The 23875-nt window shown below is 36.9% G+C and carries 13 protein-coding genes; 5 read left to right on the top strand and 8 right to left on the bottom strand.

Annotation, left to right across the window (positions count from 1 at the left end; genetic code table 11):
- The first annotated feature begins 152 nt into the window (after positions 1–152).
- The 5 genes from LPB89_RS11380 (at position 153) to LPB89_RS11360 (ending at position 8478) form a co-directional block, all read left to right on the top strand.
- Complete coding sequence (locus tag LPB89_RS11380; protein ID WP_230701915.1) at positions 153–3257, top strand: TonB-dependent receptor; 3105 nt, start codon at positions 153–155, stop codon at positions 3255–3257.
- 60 nt (positions 3258–3317) lie between these two features.
- Positions 3318–4841 carry a RagB/SusD family nutrient uptake outer membrane protein gene (locus LPB89_RS11375; protein WP_230701914.1) on the top strand — a complete coding sequence of 508 codons (1524 nt, stop codon included), beginning with the start codon at positions 3318–3320 and terminating at the stop codon, positions 4839–4841.
- Between the two features lie 7 nt (positions 4842–4848).
- Complete coding sequence (locus LPB89_RS11370; RefSeq protein WP_230701912.1) at positions 4849–5967, top strand: hypothetical protein; 1119 nt, start codon at positions 4849–4851, stop codon at positions 5965–5967.
- Between the two features lie 135 nt (positions 5968–6102).
- Positions 6103–7494 (top strand): endo-1,4-beta-xylanase, encoded by a 1392-nt coding sequence (locus LPB89_RS11365; RefSeq protein ID WP_230701910.1) that lies wholly within the window; start codon positions 6103–6105, stop codon positions 7492–7494.
- Positions 7495–7551: 57 nt separating this feature from the next.
- Positions 7552–8478 (top strand): glycoside hydrolase, encoded by a 927-nt coding sequence (locus LPB89_RS11360; RefSeq protein ID WP_230701909.1) that lies wholly within the window; start codon positions 7552–7554, stop codon positions 8476–8478.
- 262 nt (positions 8479–8740) lie between these two features.
- Here LPB89_RS11360 and LPB89_RS11355 read toward each other — a convergent pair whose 3' ends face one another.
- From LPB89_RS11355 to LPB89_RS11320, 8 genes are all read right to left on the bottom strand, one after another.
- Complete coding sequence (locus tag LPB89_RS11355; RefSeq protein ID WP_230701908.1) at positions 8741–9646, bottom strand: carbohydrate kinase family protein; 906 nt, start codon at positions 9644–9646, stop codon at positions 8741–8743.
- A gap of 23 nt (positions 9647–9669) precedes the next feature.
- Complete coding sequence (locus tag LPB89_RS11350) at positions 9670–11229, bottom strand: glycoside hydrolase family 32 protein (protein ID WP_230701906.1); 1560 nt, start codon at positions 11227–11229, stop codon at positions 9670–9672.
- A 21-nt stretch (positions 11230–11250) separates the two neighbouring features.
- On the bottom strand, positions 11251–12648 hold the full coding sequence (locus LPB89_RS11345) for a DUF4960 domain-containing protein (RefSeq protein ID WP_230701905.1): 1398 nt from the start codon (positions 12646–12648) through the stop codon (positions 11251–11253).
- A 20-nt stretch (positions 12649–12668) separates the two neighbouring features.
- Positions 12669–14360, bottom strand: coding sequence for a RagB/SusD family nutrient uptake outer membrane protein (locus LPB89_RS11340; protein ID WP_230701903.1), 1692 nt, complete (start codon positions 14358–14360; stop codon positions 12669–12671).
- 17 nt (positions 14361–14377) lie between these two features.
- On the bottom strand, positions 14378–17482 hold the full coding sequence (locus LPB89_RS11335; protein ID WP_230701901.1) for a TonB-dependent receptor: 3105 nt from the start codon (positions 17480–17482) through the stop codon (positions 14378–14380).
- Between the two features lie 18 nt (positions 17483–17500).
- Positions 17501–19108, bottom strand: a complete 1608-nt coding sequence (locus LPB89_RS11330) for a glycoside hydrolase family 32 protein (protein ID WP_230701899.1) — start codon at positions 19106–19108, stop codon at positions 17501–17503.
- Complete coding sequence (locus LPB89_RS11325) at positions 19071–20429, bottom strand: sugar porter family MFS transporter (protein WP_230701898.1); 1359 nt, start codon at positions 20427–20429, stop codon at positions 19071–19073. Before LPB89_RS11325 ends, LPB89_RS11330 begins: the two co-directional genes overlap by 38 nt.
- 231 nt (positions 20430–20660) lie before the next feature.
- A complete protein-coding gene (locus LPB89_RS11320; RefSeq protein WP_230701896.1) occupies positions 20661–23399 on the bottom strand; it encodes a substrate-binding domain-containing protein in 2739 nt (912 codons plus the stop codon).
- Positions 23400–23875: the final 476 nt, after the last annotated feature.

Genomic DNA, 23875 nt, shown 5'->3' with positions numbered 1-23875 from the left:
TTCTACAATAGCACCCCACTAGATTTTACTTTCGTTAAGAAATATTTAAGAAAAAGTTTTCTTCGCATGATTCCAATTTTTGAGCATGCAAAAAGACACTTCTGGTAGATATTTTCCAATAAAATACTAACTAACTTAAACGACCAAATTTTATGCAGAAAAGAACATTCAAAAAACTATTATGTTTAATAGTATGTATGTGGGGAAATTTTTTCTTTGCTCAGACTGTTAAAGGAAAAGTAACATCAGGCGGAATGGGCTTACCCGGTGTTGGTGTACTTGTACAAGGAACAAAAAATGCAACAACCACCGATTTTGACGGAGGTTTTATCTTAAACAATGTAGAGCCAAAAAGTACATTGATTTTTAGCTATATAGGATATAAAAATGTCTTACTGCCAGCAGACACAAAATCAGTAATGCAGGTCGTTATGGTTAATGACCTTGAAAAATTGAATGAAGTAGTCGTAATTGGTTACGGAACTTCAAAAAGAAAAGATGTAAATGGTGCCATTTCTTCCATTAAAGCTTCCGATATTCAGGACAAGCCTTTTACTTCTATCGATCAGGCTCTTGTGGGTAAAGCTGCAGGTGTAAATGTTACTCAAAATTCCGGTACACCGGGAGGAGGAATTTCGGTACAAATTAGGGGAATTACTTCTATTAACGGAAATGAACCTTTATATGTAATTGACGGAACTCCTGTTTTTGCGGACAAAAACAACGACTCCTTTTCGTTTAGCGCTTTAGGCGGCGGAAGCGGACAAACTAAAAATTCCGCTTTGTCAGGATTGAATATTTCGGATATCGAAACTATTGATATCTTAAAAGATGCTTCATCAACGGCAATATATGGTGCAAATGGTGCAAATGGTGTCGTTTTGATTACAACCAAAAAAGGAAAAAAAGGAAAATCGACTTTTGCCTATGAAACGTATATGGGAACCCAGCAAGTGACCAATTCGGTTGATGTTTTAAACTTGCCTCAATATGCAGCTTATCAGGCTAAAATTTTCAAACTAAATGGTGAGCCAGTTCCCTATCAGTATCAAAAACCTGATTTATTAGGGAATGGCACCAACTGGCAGGATGAGCTTTTTAGAACTGCCACGATGTACAACCATCAAATATCCTTTTCAGGTGAAAAAGACGGAACAAGATATTATACTTCTTTGAATTATTTTGATCAGGAAGGAATTGTTCTAAACTCCGATTTCAACAGAATGTCGATGCGGTTAAACGTGGATTCAAATGTAAAATCATGGTTGAAAATTGGTAATAATATGTCAATCAGTAAATCAGCTCAACAAGTGGTACGAAACGATGACAGAGGTGGTTTAGTAATGAATACCTTAAGACAATCTCCGGAATTACCGGTTAGATATGCTGATGGTTCTTTTGCAGGTCCTACAAGTGGTTTGGGTTCTTCCGCAAACGAGGCAACCAATCCAATCGCTTTGTCTGAATACAATAATGCCAAATCGGACCGATATAAAATCAACGGAAATGTATTTGCTGATTTCACTCTTACCAAAGGTTTGGTTTTTAGAACGGAATTAGGATATGATTTAAATTTTGCAAAAAGCAGCTCTTTTGCACCTGCCTACACTTTAGGAAATGTGTCTGAACTTTTAAACAAATCATTCAAACAACAGGATCAGAGCTTTTACTGGAGTTTAAAAAACTATTTAACGTATAATAAAACCATTAATGAGAAACACAATTTTACGTTCTTATTAGGTCAGGAAGCACAGGAAAGTCAATACGAATATCTAAGCGGTTACAGATCTGGTGATTTCTTAAGTAGAGATTTTACCAACTTAAATATAGGCGATATAGATACTGCCGTTAACGGAAATGGTTCCGGAAGATGGTCTATGACTTCTTATATTTCGAGATTAAATTACAGTTTTTCTGATCGTTATTCTTTTTCAGCGTCTTTAAGAGCAGATGCATCTTCGAACTTTGGACCTAATAACAAATGGGGGTATTTCCCATCATTTGCCGCAGGCTGGACGGTGAGTAACGAAAAGTTCTTTGAGCCATTATCTTCTACGGTAAATTATTTAAAATTCAGAGCGGGTTATGGTTCTGTTGGAAATCAAAATATTCCGGCAAACAGATACCAGACCATTCTTTCCCTGACGGCATCTCCATTTGGAGGCGTATCCCCAACAATCGATAATTTAGGTAATCCGGATATCAAATGGGAATCACTTAAGTCGTTTAACGTTGGTTTCGAATTAGGAATGCTGAATAACAGAGTAAAATTAGACTTTGACTATTATGTTAAAAATTCTTCTAACTTCCTGACGAAACAAATTAATGATGAATCGAATCAAAGTGCACTTAATTATTACCTGAATACCGGTGAAATTGAAACCAAAGGAATCGAACTTACCCTGAATACCAGAAATATTATTACCGAAAACTTTACATGGGACAGTACGGTTATTTTTTCAAAATATAACAATGAACTAACCAGTTTTCAGGGCGCAGGGAAATCTTTATTAGGAAAAGTACAATTTGATTTATATAACGTGACCAGAACTACAGAGGGACAGCCGGTTGGACAGTTCTATGGATATGTTACGGACGGATTATTTAAAAATGCTGCAGAATTGGCTGCAGGACCCACTCAGGAAACAGGAACCGGAATTGGTGATATCCGTTTTAAGGATCTTAACGGTGACGGAAAAATTGATGCTAAAGACCAAACCGCTATAGGAAGCGCAATTCCTGATTTTACCTATTCCGTTACCAATAACTTTAAATATAAAAACATTAGTTTATCTGTTGTTTTAACCGGAAGTCAGGGGAATGAAATCTACAACTTTACACGTCATTATACGGATGGTATTTATCCCGGATTTGGAGATCGTTTTGCAAACGTGAGTACAAGGGCCATAAATGCTTTTGAACCGGGAGTAAACGAAAATACAACTGAACCAAGAATTAGCCTGAATGATCCAAATGGAAATGGCAGAATCTCGAACAGGTTTGTGGAAGACGGGTCGTATTTAAGAATTCAGAATGTTTCTTTGAGCTACGATTTACCAAAGAAAATATTCGAAAATTCCATTATATCTAAAATTAGATTGTATGTCAATGTACAAAATTTATATACATGGACTAAATATTCCGGTTTTGATCCTGCTTTAGGAAATTTAGATCAAAATATAACGCTTAGCGGTATTGATTTGGGAAGATATCCGGTACCAAGAACTACTTCTATGGGATTAAATTTAGAATTCTAAAACTGATAAAAACACAATTAACTTAATGATTCATAGTCGTTAAAATAAAAAATAATAGTCATGAAAAAACTTTTTAAACTTTTTATGATGGGAATGCTGATACCATTGCTGTCTTTGTTTTCCTGTTCTGATGATTTTTTGGATGCACCATCTGAAAATCAATTAACACCGGGCGATTTACCGGAAGGAGTTACTGCTTTTGACGGAATCGCTGAGAGTTTATATTTTAAGCCCTGGTTTACTTTTAATGATAAATTCCTGATTGCCGTTGGAGATATGTATGCCGGCAACGCTTTTACCTTTGATGGTGCTTATGCTCAATTTAAAGATGCCCAGGTAACCTCACAAAATCCAATCCTGACAGAAGGATATGTTTCGTTATTTTCGGTTATCGATCAATCGAATAATTTAATGCGTTTAGTCGAAGACAGAAAGAGCGAATTGCCTGAAGCATCTTATAAAAAAGCCATAGCAATATCCAGATTTATGAGAGCCAATGCCTATTTCTATCTGGTAAGAAGCTTTGGAGCTGTACCCATTATTAATAAAGCAGGAACAGCAGCTCAGCCAAAAAGAAATCTGGTTACAGATGTTTACAAATTCATAAAACAAGATTTGGAATATGCCATTGAAAATTTGCCTGCCACTTCAGTAAAAAAAGGATATGTTACCAAATTTGCAGCAATGGGAATTCTGGCAAAAGTGCATTTAACATTAAACGAATATGGAGAGTGTGCTGCATTAACTCAGAAAATTATCGGAAATCAATACACTTTGATTCCCGATTACGGAAACTTATTCAGCAGTCCGGAGAATAACAATAGTGCCGAAAGCATGTTTGCCCTGCAATGGAAAGCAATTGCTACAGAATGGGGAACACAAAATACAAATCAGGCCTACATAGTTCCCGGAAGCACCGGAATTACTGGCGGTGGAGACGGTTGGGGAGTTTACCTGCCTTCTATTTCACTGCAAAGCGGCTTTGAGCCAAACGACATCAGAAAAAAGAGCACGATTATGACAGATGGTGACTTTTATCCGGAATTATTAAAAAAACAAGGTGGTTTCAGATATAAAAAAATATACTCTTCAACAGCAGCTAATTTCAGAAAATACATTGTAGGTTCTGCTGCCGAAAGAAACGATGTGTTTTTTATGAAAACTTCACAAAACACAATTATACTTAGATATTCTGATGTTTTGCTTATGAATTCCGAGGCGCTTTTGGCAGGAGCCGCTTCAACAACTTCTGCCGCTGCTTTAAGCTCTTTCAATGAAGTTAGAGCCAGAGCCGGATTACCAGCCAAAACAGTACTTACAAGAAATGATTTATTCAACGAAAGAAGAATTGAATTTGCACTTGAAGGGCAATATTTCTTTGATTTAAAACGCCGTGGTCTGGCAGAAGCAACAGCAATTATTTCGCAGCAGGAAGTAGGTTTTTATTCTGATGATGCCAGAACAGATTTGATTTCCAGAAAGATCACTCCGGGTAGTAACTATTTTGAATTGCCATTACCGCAATCTGCTATTGATACTAATCCATCATTATTAGAGCCTCCGGTTCCTTTTAACTTTAACTAACTTTACTATGATTAAGAAAATAACATATAGAATTATAATTCTTTTGGCATTGGCCTCTTTTACAGCTTGCCAAAATGACGATTCGACTACTGCAAGTATAGATGCCATGGTTGCTGAACCGGGAGATCTGTTGAATCAGGCTTTTCCATTAAATAAAGTCAGAGTTGAAGGTGAAGGTTTAAAAGGATTAAAAAAAATTACGCTGGATAACAAAATTAATGTCAGTTTCAATCCAAACTATAATTCAGATAAAGCGTTTATTTTTACTATTCCTTTTGATGATAAACTAGGAAGCAGATTTGGGGTTCAGCCTATTACATTTATAACCGGAACCGGATCTGTAACCAAAAACATTGAGATTTTACAGCCTGTTCCCACTATTACAGTAACAGATCCTGTGGTAGCAACTCCGGGATTTCCGTTAGAAATTCAGGGAACGTGGTTTTATAATATTTCATCGGTAACCTTAGCAGGAAAAGAAGTGAGTTATACGCTAAAATCATCTTCTGCAATTATTATTGGTGTGCCAGCAGATGCAGTCTTTGGCTCAGAGTTAGTACTTACTACGCCGGGAGGTATAGCAAAAAAAGTGATACAGATTCCACCTCCCGTAACTCCGGAAATCGTTGTTATTGTGTCTGATTTTGACGGAAACGGTACAAGAACGACTTGGAATTCTTATGGTGATGTCGATAGTTTTAACGCAAATACTCCAGGCGGCCCAACAGGTAATTATGCAACTCTTGCGTGGACTGGCTCAACTGCCAACGGTTACAATGGAAGCAGTGCAGGCGGTGGAGCTAATTTCCTAAATTCCTCCAATAATGATGCAACAAAAACTTTTATAGATATTGACGTAAGTGCCAATGTAATTGGTGCTCAATTTGCCATTCAATTAAATACTATTGATAATAAAAACTATGGCTATAATTTTAAAATAACGGATGTTAACTGGACTACTAAGACAATAACTTTGGCGGATTTTAAAGATAATTATGGTTTTGGGGAACCTGCCACTACGCTGGATGCTTCTAAAGTTAATGAAATCAAAGTAGGAATAGTGCAATCAGACACCCCTAATCCAAGTATAATAAAATACGATAATATTAAGGTTCGTTACAAATAATTAATGATTGCATTTTAAGCTCTCAGGAAAAAAGAGGTTGTGACCAAAAACAACCTCTTTTACACTAAAAAAAACAGAAACTATAAATAAGGATATTCAAAATCACAAAAGGATATTCTATAATAAAAACACAGTATGAAAATTAAATTTTTACTAATGCTGACTGGTATCTTCTTCCTTTTGAATTCTTGTTCAAAAGAAGACAATATCGTTGCTAATAGTTTAGAAACACCTGTTGCAAACGCAGCAAAAGACGCAAACGATGCAGGTTTTAGAGCAAAATGGAATTATGTTTCCCATGCAAAAAGCTATCTTCTCGATGTTTCAACAAGCGAAAATTTCTCCACTTTTGTACCTAATTACAATGCAAAAGAAGTTACTGATTTAAACGAAGTTGTCGTGGGTTTAACCGGAGGTACACAATATTATTACCGTGTTCGCGCAAAAAATGAAACAGAGACTTCGGGTTACTCCAATGTTATAAGTGTTGTAACCACAGGTTCCAGCAACGTTCCCGAAGATCCTGCATTCTTAAAAGTAAAAGCAAATAAATTAGCCAATCCATTTTTTATTGGTATGGCCATAAAAGCTTCACAATTAACTACCGGAAGTCCTTATGATATTATTCTGAAAAATGAATTCAGCAGTATTTCTGCCGAATACGAAATGAAAATGGATCAAATTTCTACCGCGAGTGGCGTTTACAACTGGACGGTAGCGGATAAAATTGTTGCTTACGGAAATTCTAATACGATCAATGTTCACGGTCATGCTTTGGTCTGGCATAATTCAGTGCCGCAATGGTTAAAAGATTTTTCCGGTACTGATGCCGAATTTAAAGCAGAAGTAAAAAAATACATTACGGATGTTGTTACGCATTACGCAGGAAAAGTAAAATCATGGGATGTGGTTAATGAAGCCGTAGATGACAATGGCGGAGCTATGAGAAATACAATTTTTCTGCAACGAATGGGTGCCAGCTATGTCAAAGATTGTTTTCAGTGGGCAAGAGATGCAGCAAAAGCAGCTGGCGACAACTCTTTATTGTTGTTTTATAATGATTATGCAACTTCAACTAATGCGCCAAAACAAGACAAAGTTTTTAGCATTGTAGATGATTTAAAAGCAAGTAATCTTATTGATGGTCTTGGTTTTCAGATGCATAACAATTACTTAAACCCAACAAAAGCCCAAATTCAAACTGATCTGAACAAAGCGGTAGCAAAAGGGCTTAAAATCCATGTTTCGGAATTGGACATACAAGTGAATCAATCGAATGACATTTCGACTTTTACGAATGAAAGAAGACTGGCTCAAAAAGCAAAATACAAAGAGATTGTGCAACTCTATAATGCACTTCCTGCAGCAAATAAATATGCCTTAACTGTTTGGGGAATGAAGGATAATGAATCCTGGATTCCGTATAGCACAGAACTTAACCACCCGGGAAATGACTGGCCTTTATTGTACGATTCAAATTTTGCAATTAAAAGCGCTCATACCGGATTTCTGGAAGGCTTAGATTAATTTTTTTCAAAACTATAATACTTTACTTCAACTATCAATAAACCAAAAAATTAAATTATGAAAAAATTAAATTTATTAGCATTAACAGTGACCTGTGTATTTGGCTTAGGATTTACTTCCTGCGCAGAGGATGCATCCCCAACGGCAAAAGACCAATCTGCAACTGCGGGTACAAAAAACAGTACAGCCAAAGTAGCCGGTGCCCCATGGGTCAAGCAATTTGAAGATACATTTAATGTAGGTTCAAATTTGTCACAATGGACGAAAGAACAACGGGCGGATTATAATTCCTGGTATTGCGACTATGCCAGTTCAGTGCCCACTACGCAATGGAGAGATGGAAAACAATGTCTGGAAATCAAGACTACAAAATTGAGTACGTACAAATATCAATCCGGATTCATTTCTTCTCATTATCAATACAAGCCTGAAAATAATACCGAGTATATGCTTTCTGCCAATATTAAATTAGTAGCGATGGATGGCGGAACTTATAAATCTTTCACACAAACTTATGGTGCCTGGCCTGCCTTCTGGTCTGTGCAGCAAAATGCGTGGCCAACCAAAGGAGAAATTGACATCATGGAAGGGTATTCTTTTGCCCCTAATGCCAGTCGTTTTACTTCAAATCTTTTCTATGGAACTTCCAGCGGAACAAACCTTATAGGAAACGCTGCAGAGCGAAACTATCCGGGTAATTTTGATGTAAACGGAAATGGCGGATGGCATTTATATGAATCCTTCTGGAAAATGAAAGACAATGTGGTAACTGTAACCATAAAGGTAGATAATGTAACGGTCTCCACGTATACCAATAGTAGTGCAGGAAATCTTAATTTAAATAATTTCGGACCACACTCGATTATATTTAATCTAAATGTTGGATCAAAAGATTCCAATTTCATAGACCCTAATAAAATCAATTTATTTTCATCTGTAATGATGTGGGTAGATGATGTAACGGTTTACAAAAGACCAATCTAATTTATACTAGAGTCGATTTTTACCTTCAATTAAAAAAAGCAGGTATAATCAGGAAATACGAGGGTTTCCGCCTTAAGGTCCGAATACTCTCCCTACAAGAAGTCCTAATGAAAATTAGGACTTTTTTATGGGCAAAATTGAAATTAAAAAATACGTTTAACTTTTCCATAAAAAAGCCTGATACCAAAAGATATCAGGCTTAATTTTTAGAATATAATTACGCATTCAATTGAATACTAAGGTTGCCCTGTTAAAACAAAAGTTAAATTTTAATTCCGGACATTAATTTTTCAATTTTAGAATACGAAATTTCAGGATTGGCACCTGGTGCTTCGGCTACTAATGCTCCAACTGCACAAGCAAAATCGATTGCTTTTTGCGGTTCTTTTCCGGTAAGCAATGACGTTATTAACGCTGCCAAAAACGAATCTCCTGCACCTACCGTATCAGCAACTTCAACAGGGTAACCTGCATTTTCAAAGATCTGGCCATTCCACATTAATAAAGCTCCATGTTTGCCTCTGGTAACGCACATGGCAGTTACTTTGGTTCTTTCTGCTATAAAATGCATATTGTCTTCTAAACTTACAGAAGGCGATCTCATCTCTTGGGTAATCTCCAATAATTCTTCGTCATTGAACTTAATGAAATCCGAAGAGTGCATTAATTGCTCCAGCATTTCATAAGAATAATGCGGTTTTCTTAAATTAACATCAAAAACCTTATAGGCCTTTGTCTGCAGCAATTCTTCCAAAGATTTCCTTGAAACCTCGTCCCTGCAAACCAGACTTCCATAAATCAGAACATCAGCATCCAGCGCTGTTTTCTTTGCAAAATCATTTAGTACAATCTTATCCCAAGCCGATGGATAACTGATTTCATAACTTGCAGAGCCGCGTTCGTTCACCGTTACCTTTACCAAACCCGTTGGAAATTCCTCTGATTTAATAATTGCAGCTGTTTCAAGACCTAAACTTTTTACCTGATCTATAATTGCCTTTCCATCTTCATCATTTCCTACACAGCTAATCATGGCTACTTCGCAGCCTAGTGTTTTCATGCGCAGTGCTACATTGAGCGGTGCGCCGCCAATCTTTTTTTCATTGGCAAAAACATCCCAAAGCACTTCTCCGTAGGCCACTGCCCTAAGGTTTTTTCCATTATTCATTCTAAAATTATTTTATATTAATGTTATTCTGGTCTTGTAATCTGAAGATTAGAAAAAGTACTGTTTTGTCCTTCCGCAATTAATCCCCATTTGTTTTGATCTCTACCGTAAATACGATTTGTTAAAGCTGTTTTTCCGTTAATGTAAAGTACTACCACACTTCCTTCGGTAATTATTTCAATCGTATATTTGGTATTGACCTGAAATTGAAATGGCATCCCGGTTACTTCCTGTGATGCAGAGTTATACCCCGTAACTTTACCTTTCGCGATATCAAAAACAATCTTATAATAACTTCCGGCATCATTCGTATGAAAAACAAATCCTGTAGTTCCTGCCTCATTAGAAAATGTAACTTCTGTTTTTATTTTGGCTTTTTTGCCTATAGCCTTAAACGTTACCATTGCTTTTTCTGTTGTGCCTGCCAAAGTATAAGTTCCGTTATTTGCTGTTACATTTGCTGTCATCGCATCAACTTCGACATTCCCGCTTTTTTTAGAAAATAAATCTTTAACCGATTGTGGTGCCTGGGTTGCTAATGTTCCATCGGTATTTTGAATGAGTTCATGAATCACCATATTCCCCGCCCAATCTTTATTTCCTAAATCATTTTCGGGTGTTTTTCTGGCATTCCATCCAAAAACATATCTTTTATTTCCGTCAGAAGCTGTTTTTCCGGCATAGAAATATTCTCCGTCAATCTTATCCTTTTCAGGTTTGATCCATGGTCCGTTAATAGAACTTGCCATTCTGTAATGCGTGCCTTTATCACTACTCCAGTTTTCAGAGAACATCAAATACCAATAAGTACCCATTTTAAAGATATCAGCGCATTCCATCATCAAATAACTCTCCTCTGCTGTTGTCGTATAAATTGGCGCCTGAACATCCCATTTTCCGGATGCCGGATCAGCAGTTGTAAAATGCAGTAAAACCGCTTTTCTGCCTGGCGCTGTCTGTGTACTAACCAACATCGAGTACTTTTTTAGCTCATCATTATAAAAAACATGAGGATCCCTGAAATCATAATCATAATATCCTGCCGGTGCTGTAATTTTAAAAGCAGGCAGTTTTGTCCAGTTTTTCAAATCAGAACTTGTAGCACACAACACACTTTCTCTGGCATTGGATTGTACAAAAGCGGGCGTTTCATTGTGTCCTGTGTAATAAAAGTAATAAATAGTACCCACTTTTACCACTGATCCCGTGCCAATAGCAAAATCAGGATCAGTCGTTTTTCCGTATGGGATCATTTGCCCTTCGTAGGTAAAATGAGCCAAATCTGTACTTAGAAATTCATGGATATCATGAAATCCTTTTCCTGCAGGTTTATTTTGTGCATCATGAAGGAAATAAATATGGAATTTTCCGTTGTCGAAAAAAGGCATAATATCTCCGGTGTAACCCGCACTGTAATAGGGATCACCTGCCCCCATCCACTGTGAGGGCGGAACAGGGAAAATGCTTGTTATCTCAGAATTGCCTCCTGAAATAGAGCCTCCAATATACTTATCGTCCTGACTACAGGAAACAAGTGAAAAGAAAACGCAGGCTGTTGTCAATATATTGTTTCTATATTTCATTTTTGTTGATTTCAGGATAGATTAATTTTTAGCCAGATAGTTGATACTATTTTGTGTTAAAAGCCTGATATTACCGATAAATTCATTTGCCTGACTTGGAACACCGCTGCTGTTGGTTTCATTATACCAATCATAAGCTCCCATAGAAATGACAATCACATTTTTATTGGTTCCGGTATTTGGGAACTCTGCAATTGTTACTCTTCCATCAAGATTATTGTCCCAGGCTTCGCTCGCTAAGTTGGTTCCGCCGGTTTGGTTTCTCCAGCCTTCTCCATTAACATATCCGCCCCATTCCGGTACAAACCACCAGGCAGTATGATTTAGTCTGAAAGTGCCGCTTTGCAATAAATTTGCCTTTCCGCTTTCATAGGTTGTCAATCCTTCAAAAATCGGGTGATTCTCATGACCTTTAAAAGACATTCCCCAGGAATTTCCATCAACAAATCCATTTGGTGGAAAATCTCCAAAAACATTATTAGGTCCTTTTCCTGAAGGAACAATTCCTAACGCATCTACATATTGTGAAGCAAAAGAGGTTAAAAGTAAATTTCCTCCGTTAGCCCTGAAATTCTTTAAAGCTGCAGTAACGGCAGGTTTATAGGCAATTGCCGGTAAATTAGCTGCAGCGTCAAAATGCCACCAGATTACATCAACATCGCTTAAATCTGCACCGTTTTCAATACTAGTAAACGAAATGTATTTTGCTCCGCTAAAAGTGGAAAAGAACCAGTTGGCAGCAGTAATTTCATCCAGGTTGGTAATTTCGGCTCTCGTTGCGGCAGTTCCTAAAAAAGCAACTACTAAACCTGTTACCGGAACCCCAACATTAGCGCTATAATTGACACTTTTTCCGTTAGAAGTTATGACAAAAGTCACTGCATTTGTAAAATCAACTGTGGCACCGGAAGCAGGCGAAACAGAAACACCTTCCGTTACTTCGATAACTGGTTTCAAAGCGGTTAAATTAGTGCCTTCCGGTAAGGTCATGACAATAGTTTTGTTTACATCGTTTACTGTCGCTGCAACTCCATTAATGGTAAAACTTTTAATTGGACTTAAAACTACCGTCGTTACTGTATAGTCTTTAAACAAATTACCATTGACAACTCTAAACTTAACCGGATTTGTAAAATTGACCGGCACTGTTACATTAAGATTTGATGTTGCTCCGGTTTCCAGAACCATTTCAGGTTTTACGGCTGTAATGTCAGATCCATAAGGCATTGTAATAGTAATATTTCCTGTTTTCTGGTCAATTTTACCTTCTACTCCGTTTATTTTAAAAGAAGTGACATTAGACGGCGAATTCACATCAAAACCGCCATTCTCAAAACTGTTTTCGCAGGCCGTAATTGTAAAAAACACTGCCAGTATCAAAGACACTCTGGCCCAATTTTTATATATAAATTTTCTCATGTTGCTGTTCTTAAAATAGATTAATAACCAGGATTTTGTTTGTATAATCCCTGACTGAAATTAATTTGTTTCAACGGAATTGGACAATATTCTTCTTTATGCGCATCAAAAAAGGCATCCTGGTAATAGGTGCGTTTTGTTTTTTCTTCAGCGTAAAAATCATTCATCACCTGATCTGTAACACCCCAGCGAACAAGGTCAAAAAAGCGGTTTCCTTCCATAGCCAATTCTAAACGACGTTCGAAACGCATCGCTTTGCGGGCAAAATCCTGTGTCCAGTTGCAATTTCCTCCGTCAACATAGGTATTGATTTTAAAGTTTTTCACATACGGAAGTCTTCCTGTACTTTGAGCTGCCCTTTCTCTAACCTGATTGATTAATGGCAAAGCTTCGGCTTGTCTTCCTAATTCAATCAAAGCTTCGGCACGCATTAAAATCACATCAGCATAACGAATCTGGATTCTGTTTTTTGAGTTTCCGTAAAACGGATCAATGTTTACCACACAGCTGCAGTTTGGCGCCACATTTTCTTTTAATGAAGCAAAATAACCGTAAGTTCCCGGAGATCTGACCCAGGCCTCCACATATAGGAATTCAGGATCATATTTGTAAGGCAGTCCCGGCATCGCAACGGTGTGATACAATCTTGGATCAACGGTATTGGCATCTATATTTTTATAATCAAAATCCTCGTTATTATAAGTGTCAAATTCCGGTAAACCATTTGTGCCTGTTTTAAAAGCATTTACTAAATTTTGACTTGGTTTGTGAAAATCGCAGCATCCTAAACCTTGTGGAGTTGACAATACATCTGAGAAATTTAATCTTCCGTATAAAGTTCCATCGTTGTCTGAGAACTGAATCGAGAAAATAGATTCGGGTCCGTTTTCATAAGTTCCCGGTAAAAAGTTATTGGCAAAATCAGGCTCTAAACTGGCTTTCCCGATTACTTTGTCTGTCGCTGCAATTACTTCCTGTAAATGCTGCTGATTGATTCCTGTAACTTTATAAGTTTCATCCTGCGTATAAGCCTGATACAAACGGGTTTTTGCCAGATACGCATAGGCTGCCTTTTTAGTCGCACGGCCAACCTGTGGCTGAGCTTCGGGCAAACCATCGGCTGCAGCCTGGAAATCCTCAGCAATTTTATTCCAAAGTTCTTCGTTTGAAAGTGCTTTATTGGAGATCGTTTTATACGCTTCTACCGGAATGTCTTCTGTGATATAAGGAACATTTCGGAACATAATTTTCAGCATAAAATAAAAATGTCCTCTTAAAAAACGCATCTCGGCCATACGTGTTTTCTTTAGCGGATAATCGGCTTCTGAAATTTTCTCTAAGGCTTTCAAGGCTTTATTCGCCCTTGAAACGCCCACATAGCTGATGTACCAGAAATTATCCAGTTCTCCGAAATCCGGTCTGATATTATTAGAGACTTCAAAGAAGTGAAAGTCCTGAATATCATTCGTGCCGCTGCCTCCTTTGTAGGCATCATCAGAGCGTACATTTCCAAATGGCCACAAACTGTAAGGCGAATCATAGTGGTCGTTTCCTAATTGTGCATAGGCCGCATTCATAAATCCTTCAACTGACGCAGGGGTCACAATATCTTCTTCAGATAAAACTCCGCGAGGATTTTCTTCAAGAAAATCAGAGCAGGAACCAAAGATTCCCAGTGCTACAAATCCTGCTATATATAGTATTTTTTTCATGTTTTTTGATTTAATCTTTATAAAGTAAAATTAAGACCAGCCGTAAAAGTCGTTGGCTGCGGATATCCAAAACCTGCATTCTCAGGATCAACGCCTGTGAAACTCTTAGCATCAATAATCAATAAATTTTGTCCGCTGATGTAAAATCTAAAGCTTTCCAAATTTATTTTTTTCAATAAATCTTTTGGCAAACTGTATCCAAATTGCAAAACACGCAGTTTAAGATAATTACCGTTTTCTACATAATACGTGGAGAATCTTGATTCTGCATTTCGATCTACTGTAGTTAAGGCAGGAATTGTAGAATTCGGATTATCCAAAGACCAGGCATTTAATAAACGGGTTCCTTTGTTTGAACCCACGTCGTCAACGCTCCAGAAATCAGTTTGATATTTGGTATTATTAATCACGTCAACATCACTTGCTCCTTCCCAGAAAGTGGTAAAATCCCAATTTTTATATCCTAAACCTAAATTAAATCCGTAAGTCAATCCCGGATTTGGATTGCCAATCCAGGTACGATCTTTGTCTGTAATGGTTCCGTCACCATTTAAATCTTTGTAACGAATTCGGCCAAGGCCTTTTCCTTCCTGAATAGCGGAGTTGTTTACTTCGTCCTGACTTTTGAACAATCCGTCAGTAACATAACCGTACATAGAGTTAATTGGACGTCCCAGAATATTATCATTTAGTCCGTCTCCTCCATAATTATTTTTTACCTCATCCGGTAATTGGGTAATCTTATTTTTGTTTGCCGAAATATTTCCGGAGATGTCATATTTTAGTCCAAATGAGGTTTCATCGTGGTATCCTAAAGAAAATTCCCATCCTTTATTTTCCATTGAAGCTCCGTTTACCCAGCGATTTCCGCCTTCGCCAATTACTCCCAAATAAGGTGGTAAAACCAGGATATCTTCTGTTTTTTTGATGTAATAATCAACAGAACCGCTTAATTTTTGCTTGAATAATCCGAAATCCAGTCCAATATTAGTTTGAGTCGTGGTTTCCCATTTCAAATCATCATTTTTGGATTGGGTTGCGATGAAACCTGATGGGAGTAATCCGTTTCCGTTTCCTGCAATATCATACGCAGTTCCGTAAGAGGTTGCCCAGGTCGGGCTTCCTCCTGCATAACTCGCCAAATACAAACTGTAAACAGCTGTATTGCTGATTTCCTGATTTCCGGTTTGTCCCCATCCTGCCCTTAATTTTAAATCAGTAAAGACAGGTGCATTATCTTTAATGAAATTTTCATTAGAAATTCTCCATCCTGCTGAAACTGCCGGAAAGGTTCCGAACTGATTGTTTTTACCAAAACGAGAAGAACCATCGCGGCGAATTGTAGCCGAAACTAAATAACGGTTATCAAATTCATAATCCGCTTTTCCAAAATAAGACAGCAGTGAATATACTGTTGAAGTGCCGCTTGTAAACGATTCTCCTGTTCCTGCATCAGGATACATATAGTCAGGCGTTTCGATCAAAAAATCATTTTTACGTAAAGTTGTGGTCTCAAAAGTATCTTTATACATCTCGGTTCCTGCCATTAAATTCAAATTGCTTTTTCCGAAATTCAAACTATAAATAGCCGTATTGGTCCAGGTCCATTTATCACTTACGGACTGATCCATTGTAACCGATGTCTGATCGTTTTGCAAATAACCGGACTGGTAACTTCTTTGCAGCGTACGCTTTTTATAAAACCCGTAATCGATACCAAAACTGCTTTTGATGTGAAGGTTTTTGATAAGCTCCAAATCTGCATACATATTTCCGAAAAGACGCAAATAATTATACTTATTGTCTTTGTTATATTCTAAAAGACGAACCGGGTTTTGTCTGTCATTCATTCCGCCAACTGGTCCTCCCCATCCTTTTCCGTCAACCGTACGTACCGGAATAATCGGCAAAGCACGCAGTGCCGGATCTAAAACGCCCGGATCTGTCACTTCATTAGTGCGATTGAAACTAAAGTTTTCCCCGATAACCAGTTTACCGCCAAAATACTTATAAGAACTATTCATTCTGGCAGAAATTCTTTCAAAATCAGTTGTTTTTACAACTCCCTCATTTCCATAATATCCCATAGAAAAAACGTAACTTCCTTTGTCTGATGCATTAGAAACGGATAAATCATACGACTTTGCGATTCCGGTTTGCGAAATTGCATTGTACCAATCGGTATTCGATGCTTTTAAAGTCTGAGCAGCATCTAAATATTCAGGAACCAGAACTTTGTTTAATTGTGGTTTGTTATTAGCAACAGACCAGTCAAATTGGTAACGTAAATTATTGTTATTCGGATTTAATCCGTCGTTGATATTTGCCTGCCATAAAGCCTGGCCAAACTGATTGGCATTTAACACCTCAAGCTTTCTTGAATAATCAGAAAAAGACGTATAGGTGCTAAAATTGATTCTCATTTTACCTTCTTTTCCTTTTTTGGTAGTAATGATAATTACTCCGTTTGAAGCACGGGAACCATAAATACTCGCCGAAGAAGCGTCTTTTAAAACCTGAATGGTTTCAATATCATTCGGGTTCAGTTCATGCATTCCTGATTTAGTCGGCATTCCGTCAATCACATAAAGAGGATCCGTGTTGTTTAAAGTTCCGACACCGCGAATGACCACTTTAGTATTAGAACCGCTTGGAGATCCGTCAGAAGATACTTTTACCCCCGCTACCCTTCCCTGCAGCGCTTTAATTGGGTTAGGTTCGGTCTGTTTCATGACTTCCTTCATGTTTACAACAGCAACCGCACCTGTAATATCTGTCTTCTTTTGTTTGGAATATCCTGTTACGACAACTTCATTCAGTTGGTTGTTGTCTACTTTTAAAGTTACGCTTACTGTTTTTTGCCCTTTTACCGAAATGGATTGTGGTGCATATCCGATAAAAGAAACAACAATTACAGCATCTGAATTTATATTCCCGAAAGAAAAATTCCCGTCAAAATCTGTTACGGTACTGGTATTGGTACCCGAAATAAGTACGGTGGCTCCCGGAAGCGGCATTCCGTCATCTGACGAAATTACTGTTCCTTTAATCCCGCTTTCCTGCGCTGTCATCATCAGCATTGGAAAGAAGAAAAACAGAAAATAAATAATTTTACTTTTCATGAGGTTAGTGGTTTTTAGTTAGTTTATATTTAATTGGTTAATTACGAGGCCGCTCAGCTCCACTCCTTCGTTTGAAGAAACTGACAGAGACGTAAATGGCTGGTTTGTGAAAAAGATTTCGGTGATTACTTTTTCGCCATTATTGTAAAATAGTTCAATAGAGGTTTTGTCCAAAATGATTTTAAAGACACCTTCTTTTTGATTTCCTTCTAAAGCCGCTTTGGTAATTGTGGAAGCGAATTTTTCTGAGAAATCGTTTTTTCCTGCCTTCGAACGATCCAGAAATAAATAATGATCTGAATTATTTAATCCGAAAGTCAAAGATTCTCCAATTGCGTTTGAAAGCGTAAAAGTGTACGTATCCGGTTTTAAGTTCTTTAAATTAAAATTGACAATGACCTGAGTCAAATCGATTTTTCCTGCTTCAAGAATTGAAAGTTTTCCTTTTCCATTCAGGCTTTTTTCCTTGATTGTTTTAGAAACATATTTGTTGATTTCTTTTACAGGATTACTGACCAGACTATAGTCATTTCCTTTTTTGATCAACTGAATTTCGCGGGCAATTGTAGTGCTGCTTCTCCAGGTAAATGTTGGAACATCCTGCGCGTACTCCCAGTTCGACATCCACCCGATAAATAATCGACGGCCGTCTGCAACCGGAACATTATTCCAGGTTACGCCGGCATAATTGTCTTTTCCGTAATCAATCCAAACCCCTTTTTCCTGTGCTGCTCTTTTGGCAAAATTGGAATCTAAAGTAAAAGTTGTTCCATCAAAATCTCCAATAAAATATTGCGTTCCGGAACCTCCGTTAGCACCGCCGGGATTTAAACTCTGAATTAAAACCCATTTGGTTTCATTGGTTCCTTTAACTTTTATCGGAAAGAAGTCCGGACATTCCCAAACACCTCCGTGAGCTCCGGTATTTTTTCCAAAATCAGAAAGATATTCCCAGTTTTTAAGATCTTTTGATTTGTAAAACTGAGACCGGTCCTGAGCTGCCAAAACTAATATCCATTGCTTATGCGTTTCATCCCAGGTTGCTTTTGGATCACGAAAATCACGAATTCCGGGGTTTTTCACGACAGGATTTCCTTCCTTAAATTTCTGCCATGTAAAACCATTGTCGTTCGAATAAGCAATATCCTGCTGCTCCACATCGATTTTGTTTTCTTTTTCCTTAGTCATATCATGCAGCGTATAAATCGCCACAATTGGGGCCGTTTTCCCGGTACCTAAACCTGAAGTATTGTTTATATCAACAACAGCACTTCCTGAAAAAATATATTTGTCGTTGTCCGGATAAATCGCGATAGGCTGCTCTTCCCATTTCACTAAGTCTTTACTAGTGGCATGTCCCCAATGCATTGGTCCCCATTTATTTCCGTCAGGATAATACTGATAGAACAAATGATAATATCCATTGGCATAAAACATTCCGTTTGGATCGTTCATCCATCCTTTTTTGGGAGTAAAATGAAAGTTAGGACGGTACATTTTTTCTTCTGCAGAAGCTGAAACTGCAGCTTCTGTTTTTTGAGCCACAGCCAGATATGGTTTACAGCCTGCTATTGAAAGTACGAGTGCACTATAAAATGTCAGCGATAGATGTTTCTTTGATTTCATTTTTTTTGATGTTTTTTTTGGTTAGGTTTTCACTTAATACTTCTAAGGATATTCCCTTAGTTTCCGGCATTATAAAAATGACAAACAGTAGTTGCAATACCATCATGAGTGTGAAAATTAAGAATACGACTTCCGGACCAATTTCTGAAAACAGCATTGGAATTAAAGAGGGAATAATCGCGGCCAAAACCCAATGTACTGAACTTCCAAAAGCCTGACCCGATGCACGAATGTGATTTGGGAAAATTTCTGAAATAAAAACCCAGATTACTGCTCCCTGTCCAATGGCGTGAGAAGCGATAAATAAGAAAAGGAAAATAGGTACCGATAATCCTCCCCAATTGAAATAAAAGGCAGCCGAGACTAATCCTAAGGAAATAATATATCCAACAGAACCAATGTACATTAACAGCTTTCTTCCTAATTTGTCAATTAATGCTACTCCGATTAAGGTAAAGATAAGATTCGTAATCCCGATTCCGATACTGCTCAACAAAGCTGTGTTTTGTCGTAAACCTGCTTCTTCAAAAATTCTTGGCGCATAATATAAAAAGGCATTGATTCCTGAAAACTGATTAAAAAAGGCAATTAAAAACGCGAGCATTAAAGGGAAACGGTATTTCTTCATGAAGATATTTTCATGTTTCGTCATTCCGTTTTCTCTTGAATCATCCATAATATCGGAAAGATTGGCTGTCGGATCGATTTTGAACAATACTTTACGTGCCTCTTCATCTCGGTTTTTAGACAATAACCATCTTGGGCTCTCCGGAATTGTAAGTATAAAAAGAATATAAATAAAAGATGGAATAGCCTGAACTCCAACCATCCAACGCCAGGCATTTTCTCCAATATCTTTTAAAAAGTAGTTGGAGATAAAGGCAATTAGAATTCCCAATACAATATTAAATTGGTATAAGGCTACTAATCTTCCTCGTTTGTCAGCCGGAGCAATTTCAGAAACATAGGCCGGAGCAGCAATGGTTGAAGCACCAACACCTAAACCTCCAATAAATCTGAAAGCGGCAAATACAAAGGGGTCACTTGCAAAAGCAGCACCTACAGCCGAAATAAAATATAAGATCCCAATCCAGAAAAGTGTTTTTTTACGACCTATCTTGTTGGTTGGAATTCCTCCAAAAATAGCACCTACAACAGTGCCCCACAGTGCCATTGCCATAACAACAGACCCGTGAAAAGCATCAGATGAATGCCAGAGAAGCTGCAATTGTTTATCAGCTCCAGAAATAACCACGGTATCAAAACCGAATAGAAAACCTGCCAGTGCAGCAGTAACAGACCAAATCAATATCTTGTTCATTTGTAGATGTATTAAAAACTTATTGCTAAGATATCCGCAAAAAAAACAACTTATTTTTAATGATGTTACAATTTAATTCTATAAATATTGATAGTTTAGCATTTAAACAACAAAAGCTTTATTTACAAGGCTTTAGGCAGTTTAAAATTTATTTACGAAAACCGTGTAGTTTCGATTTTGTTACATCAGGTTTAAAATTGATACCTGATTTGTATCAATTTTAAACCAATATCAATTGGAGGATTTGTATTCCTTTGGCGAAATTCCAAATTTATTCTTAAAAGCTGTAGAAAAATAGTTTGGGGAAGAGAATCCGAGTGAGTACGCAATTTCTGAAATATTCATGTTATTGGACTTTAAGAGCTCTGCCGCTTTCTCTAATTTTACATTATTAATATGGTCACTGATATTAATTCCGATGATTGCTTTTACCTTTCGATACAACTGAACTCTTGAGACCCCGACTTTATCGGCTAAATCCTCCACAGAGAATTTAGGATTTTCGACATTCATTTTAATAATATCATTCATTTTAGTAATAAACGACTGTTCCTGATTGCCAAATTTAGATTCCGGCTCAACGCGATAAATATTATTGGTATAATAATAACGAAGCTTTTCTCTGTTGAAAAGCAGGCTGGAAACAGATTGTTTTAAAATCGAAAGACTAAAAGGTTTTGTCAGATATTGATCAACACCACTCTGTAAGCCTTTTAAAACCGATTCTTTATTGCTTTGGGCCGTCAGAATAATAATAGGAATATGTGACGAACGAAGGTCCTTTTTCAGTTCTTTGGTGATTTCATATCCGTCTTTATCAACCAGATTAATATCACAAATGATTATATCCGGAATGATTTCCATGGTTTTTTCAATAGCATCGCTTCCGTCTGAAGTATAAACGACATATTCACCGGATAATTTGGCTTTTAAAAATGTAACTAAATCTATATTGTCTTCTATAACCAAAAGGGTATGTTTTTCTGATTCAGAGATTGCAATCCCGTGATTCACATCTGTTTCTATATCTAAATTATCCGATATCAGATTGGGAGTCATATTTAATTTTTCGGCTTTATTTACGATTTCCGAAGGCTGCAAATGACTGTTTCCTTTTAATAGCGTAATTACAAATTCAGTTCCTTGTTTCGATTTTAATTCAATTCTTCCCTGATGCAAAAGCACAAATTCTTTGGAGAGATGAAGTCCAATTCCTGAACTATTCTTATTATTATTGGAAGCTCTGAAAAAAGGATTAAATACATTCGACAATTCATTTTCAGGTATCCCGATTCCGGAATCTTTAAAACTAATTCTAACGGTATTATCCTGATTTTCTAAGATCGAAATACTTATTTTACCATTATCAGGCGTAAATTTAAAAGCATTTGAAAGCAAATTGAAATATACTTTATCCATCAGTCCCCTATCGATAAATAATTCCAGGTTTTTGTTTTTGCAAATAAGCTGAAAATCAATATTTCTGCGGGCCGCTTCCCCTTTAAAATTGGTCATTACTTCGTTTGTAAAATCATAAATTTTTGTATTCGAAGCTCTTAAGGTGAATTTTTGTTCTTCAATTTTTCTAAAATCCAGCAATTGATTTATTAATCTGAGTAATCGGTTTGAATTTTTATGAATTAGTTTTACTTCGTCAATCAGTGCCGTTCCTTTAATTTTTTCATTTTCAATCAACGATTCTACATAACTCATAATCAATGTTATGGGTGTTTTGAATTCATGCGAAAGTCCGGTAAAGAAATTCAATTTTGCGTCGTTGCTTCTTTGGGCAATTTGAGCCATTTCCTGAATTTCATTATTCTGATCAATTACAGTCTGATTGATTCTTTCGAGTTGTTTTTTCTTTCTCGAAATAGAAATAGTCGAATAAATACTGTAAACTGTCAAACTCAGAATAATCACTAAGAAAAAACTCAGCAGCCGAACCAGGTTATTCTGCGAAGCATATTCCTTTTCCTGCACTTTTATTGCCCTTTGCTGTGACTCGATAACTGTTTGTTGCTGATCGACTTTATCCATTTGATTTTCGATGATTTCAGCATTATTTTGATCGATAACAATGGTATTGAGAATATTGTTTTTTGAAATCGGTTCTTTATTATACATTTTCAGCGCCAGTTTTAAGGCTTCATTTCCTCCGGTCGGATATAAAATAGTCCCGTCCAGAACACCACTTTTTACCAATTCTATACCGCCGTTGACAGTATTCAGCCCGTCAACACCAATAAATTTAATTTTCTTTTCTACCCCTAAGGTTTTGGCAGTTTCCCAAGCACTTAAGGCCATACGGTCATTATGGGCAAAAATATATTCAATGTCTGGATTTTTTGCAAGAATTGCTTTTAATGGTGCTTTAACCGATTCTCCCTCCCAATCACCATGAACAGTACTCTCCACTTTGAAGTGCCTATTTTCATTAATGACCTGATCAAATCCAAGGCTTCTTTCATAGGCAGGTGAAGAGCCATTTGCACCGGTAATTTCAATAATTTTACCGGAGCCTTTGCTGTGCGAAATAATATATCGGGCTGCAATTCTTCCAATTTCAATATTATCAGCACCTAAATAAGCGGTATAATTTTCACCTTCAATTTTTCGGTCCACCACAAGAACGGGAATTCCGGCTTTAATCGACTTTTCTACTACTGCGGTTAGCGGTTTTGACTGAATTGGAGAGACAATAATAACGTCAACTTTATTAGAAATGAATTTTTCAATGTCTTCAATCTGTTTAGCAATATTGTTATTGGCATCGCTGATTTTTAAATCCACTTCAGGTCGTAACGAAGCTTCAATTTTTATAGAACTGTTCATTTGCTTGCGCCAGTCGTCAGTCGTCATGGCCTGAGAAAACCCGACTTTGATTTTATCTCCTTGTTTTTGTCTGCAGGAAGTTAAAATTAGGGATGCCAAAAAAAGCAGCAAAATATATTTTACAAATTGATACATGAAATTTTGAGTTTTGTAAATAAAAATAAGCACTTAAAATGCATTCTTTAATCAAGCTTGTCTAAATAATTAGGAAGGATTATTTTGTAATGACAAGAAAAAGATGAGTATAGTTTAAAAAGTAAAATTAAACTTTTATTTCATGCACGCAAATGAGTACTGAAATATCTTGGATAAAAAATTAAAAAGGTTTGTTTTTCATTAATCAAAATCACATCACATTTGAAATTGAGCTGCAAGATGTTCGCATTGAATATGCACCGGAACCTAAAAAAGAAAAGAAGAATTTACAGCCAAATTAGTAATAAACCGCTGATTGATAAACTTTGCGAACTTTGCGCTTTTCCTTGCGTGCTTTGTGGTTGAACTGCGTGCCTTTCGCTTGAACTGCGAATTACCATAAGTAACAAATCCCAAACTCAGTTAAGGGATGTAATAAATAATAAATGACACGGAATTTTGGAGGTTATATCCAA

Source organism: Flavobacterium sp. ENC (assembly GCF_020991415.1).
Lineage (GTDB): Bacteria > Bacteroidota > Bacteroidia > Flavobacteriales > Flavobacteriaceae > Flavobacterium.
Note: the sequence above shows the minus strand (reverse complement) of the source record. Positions and strands in the feature narration are given on the sequence as shown.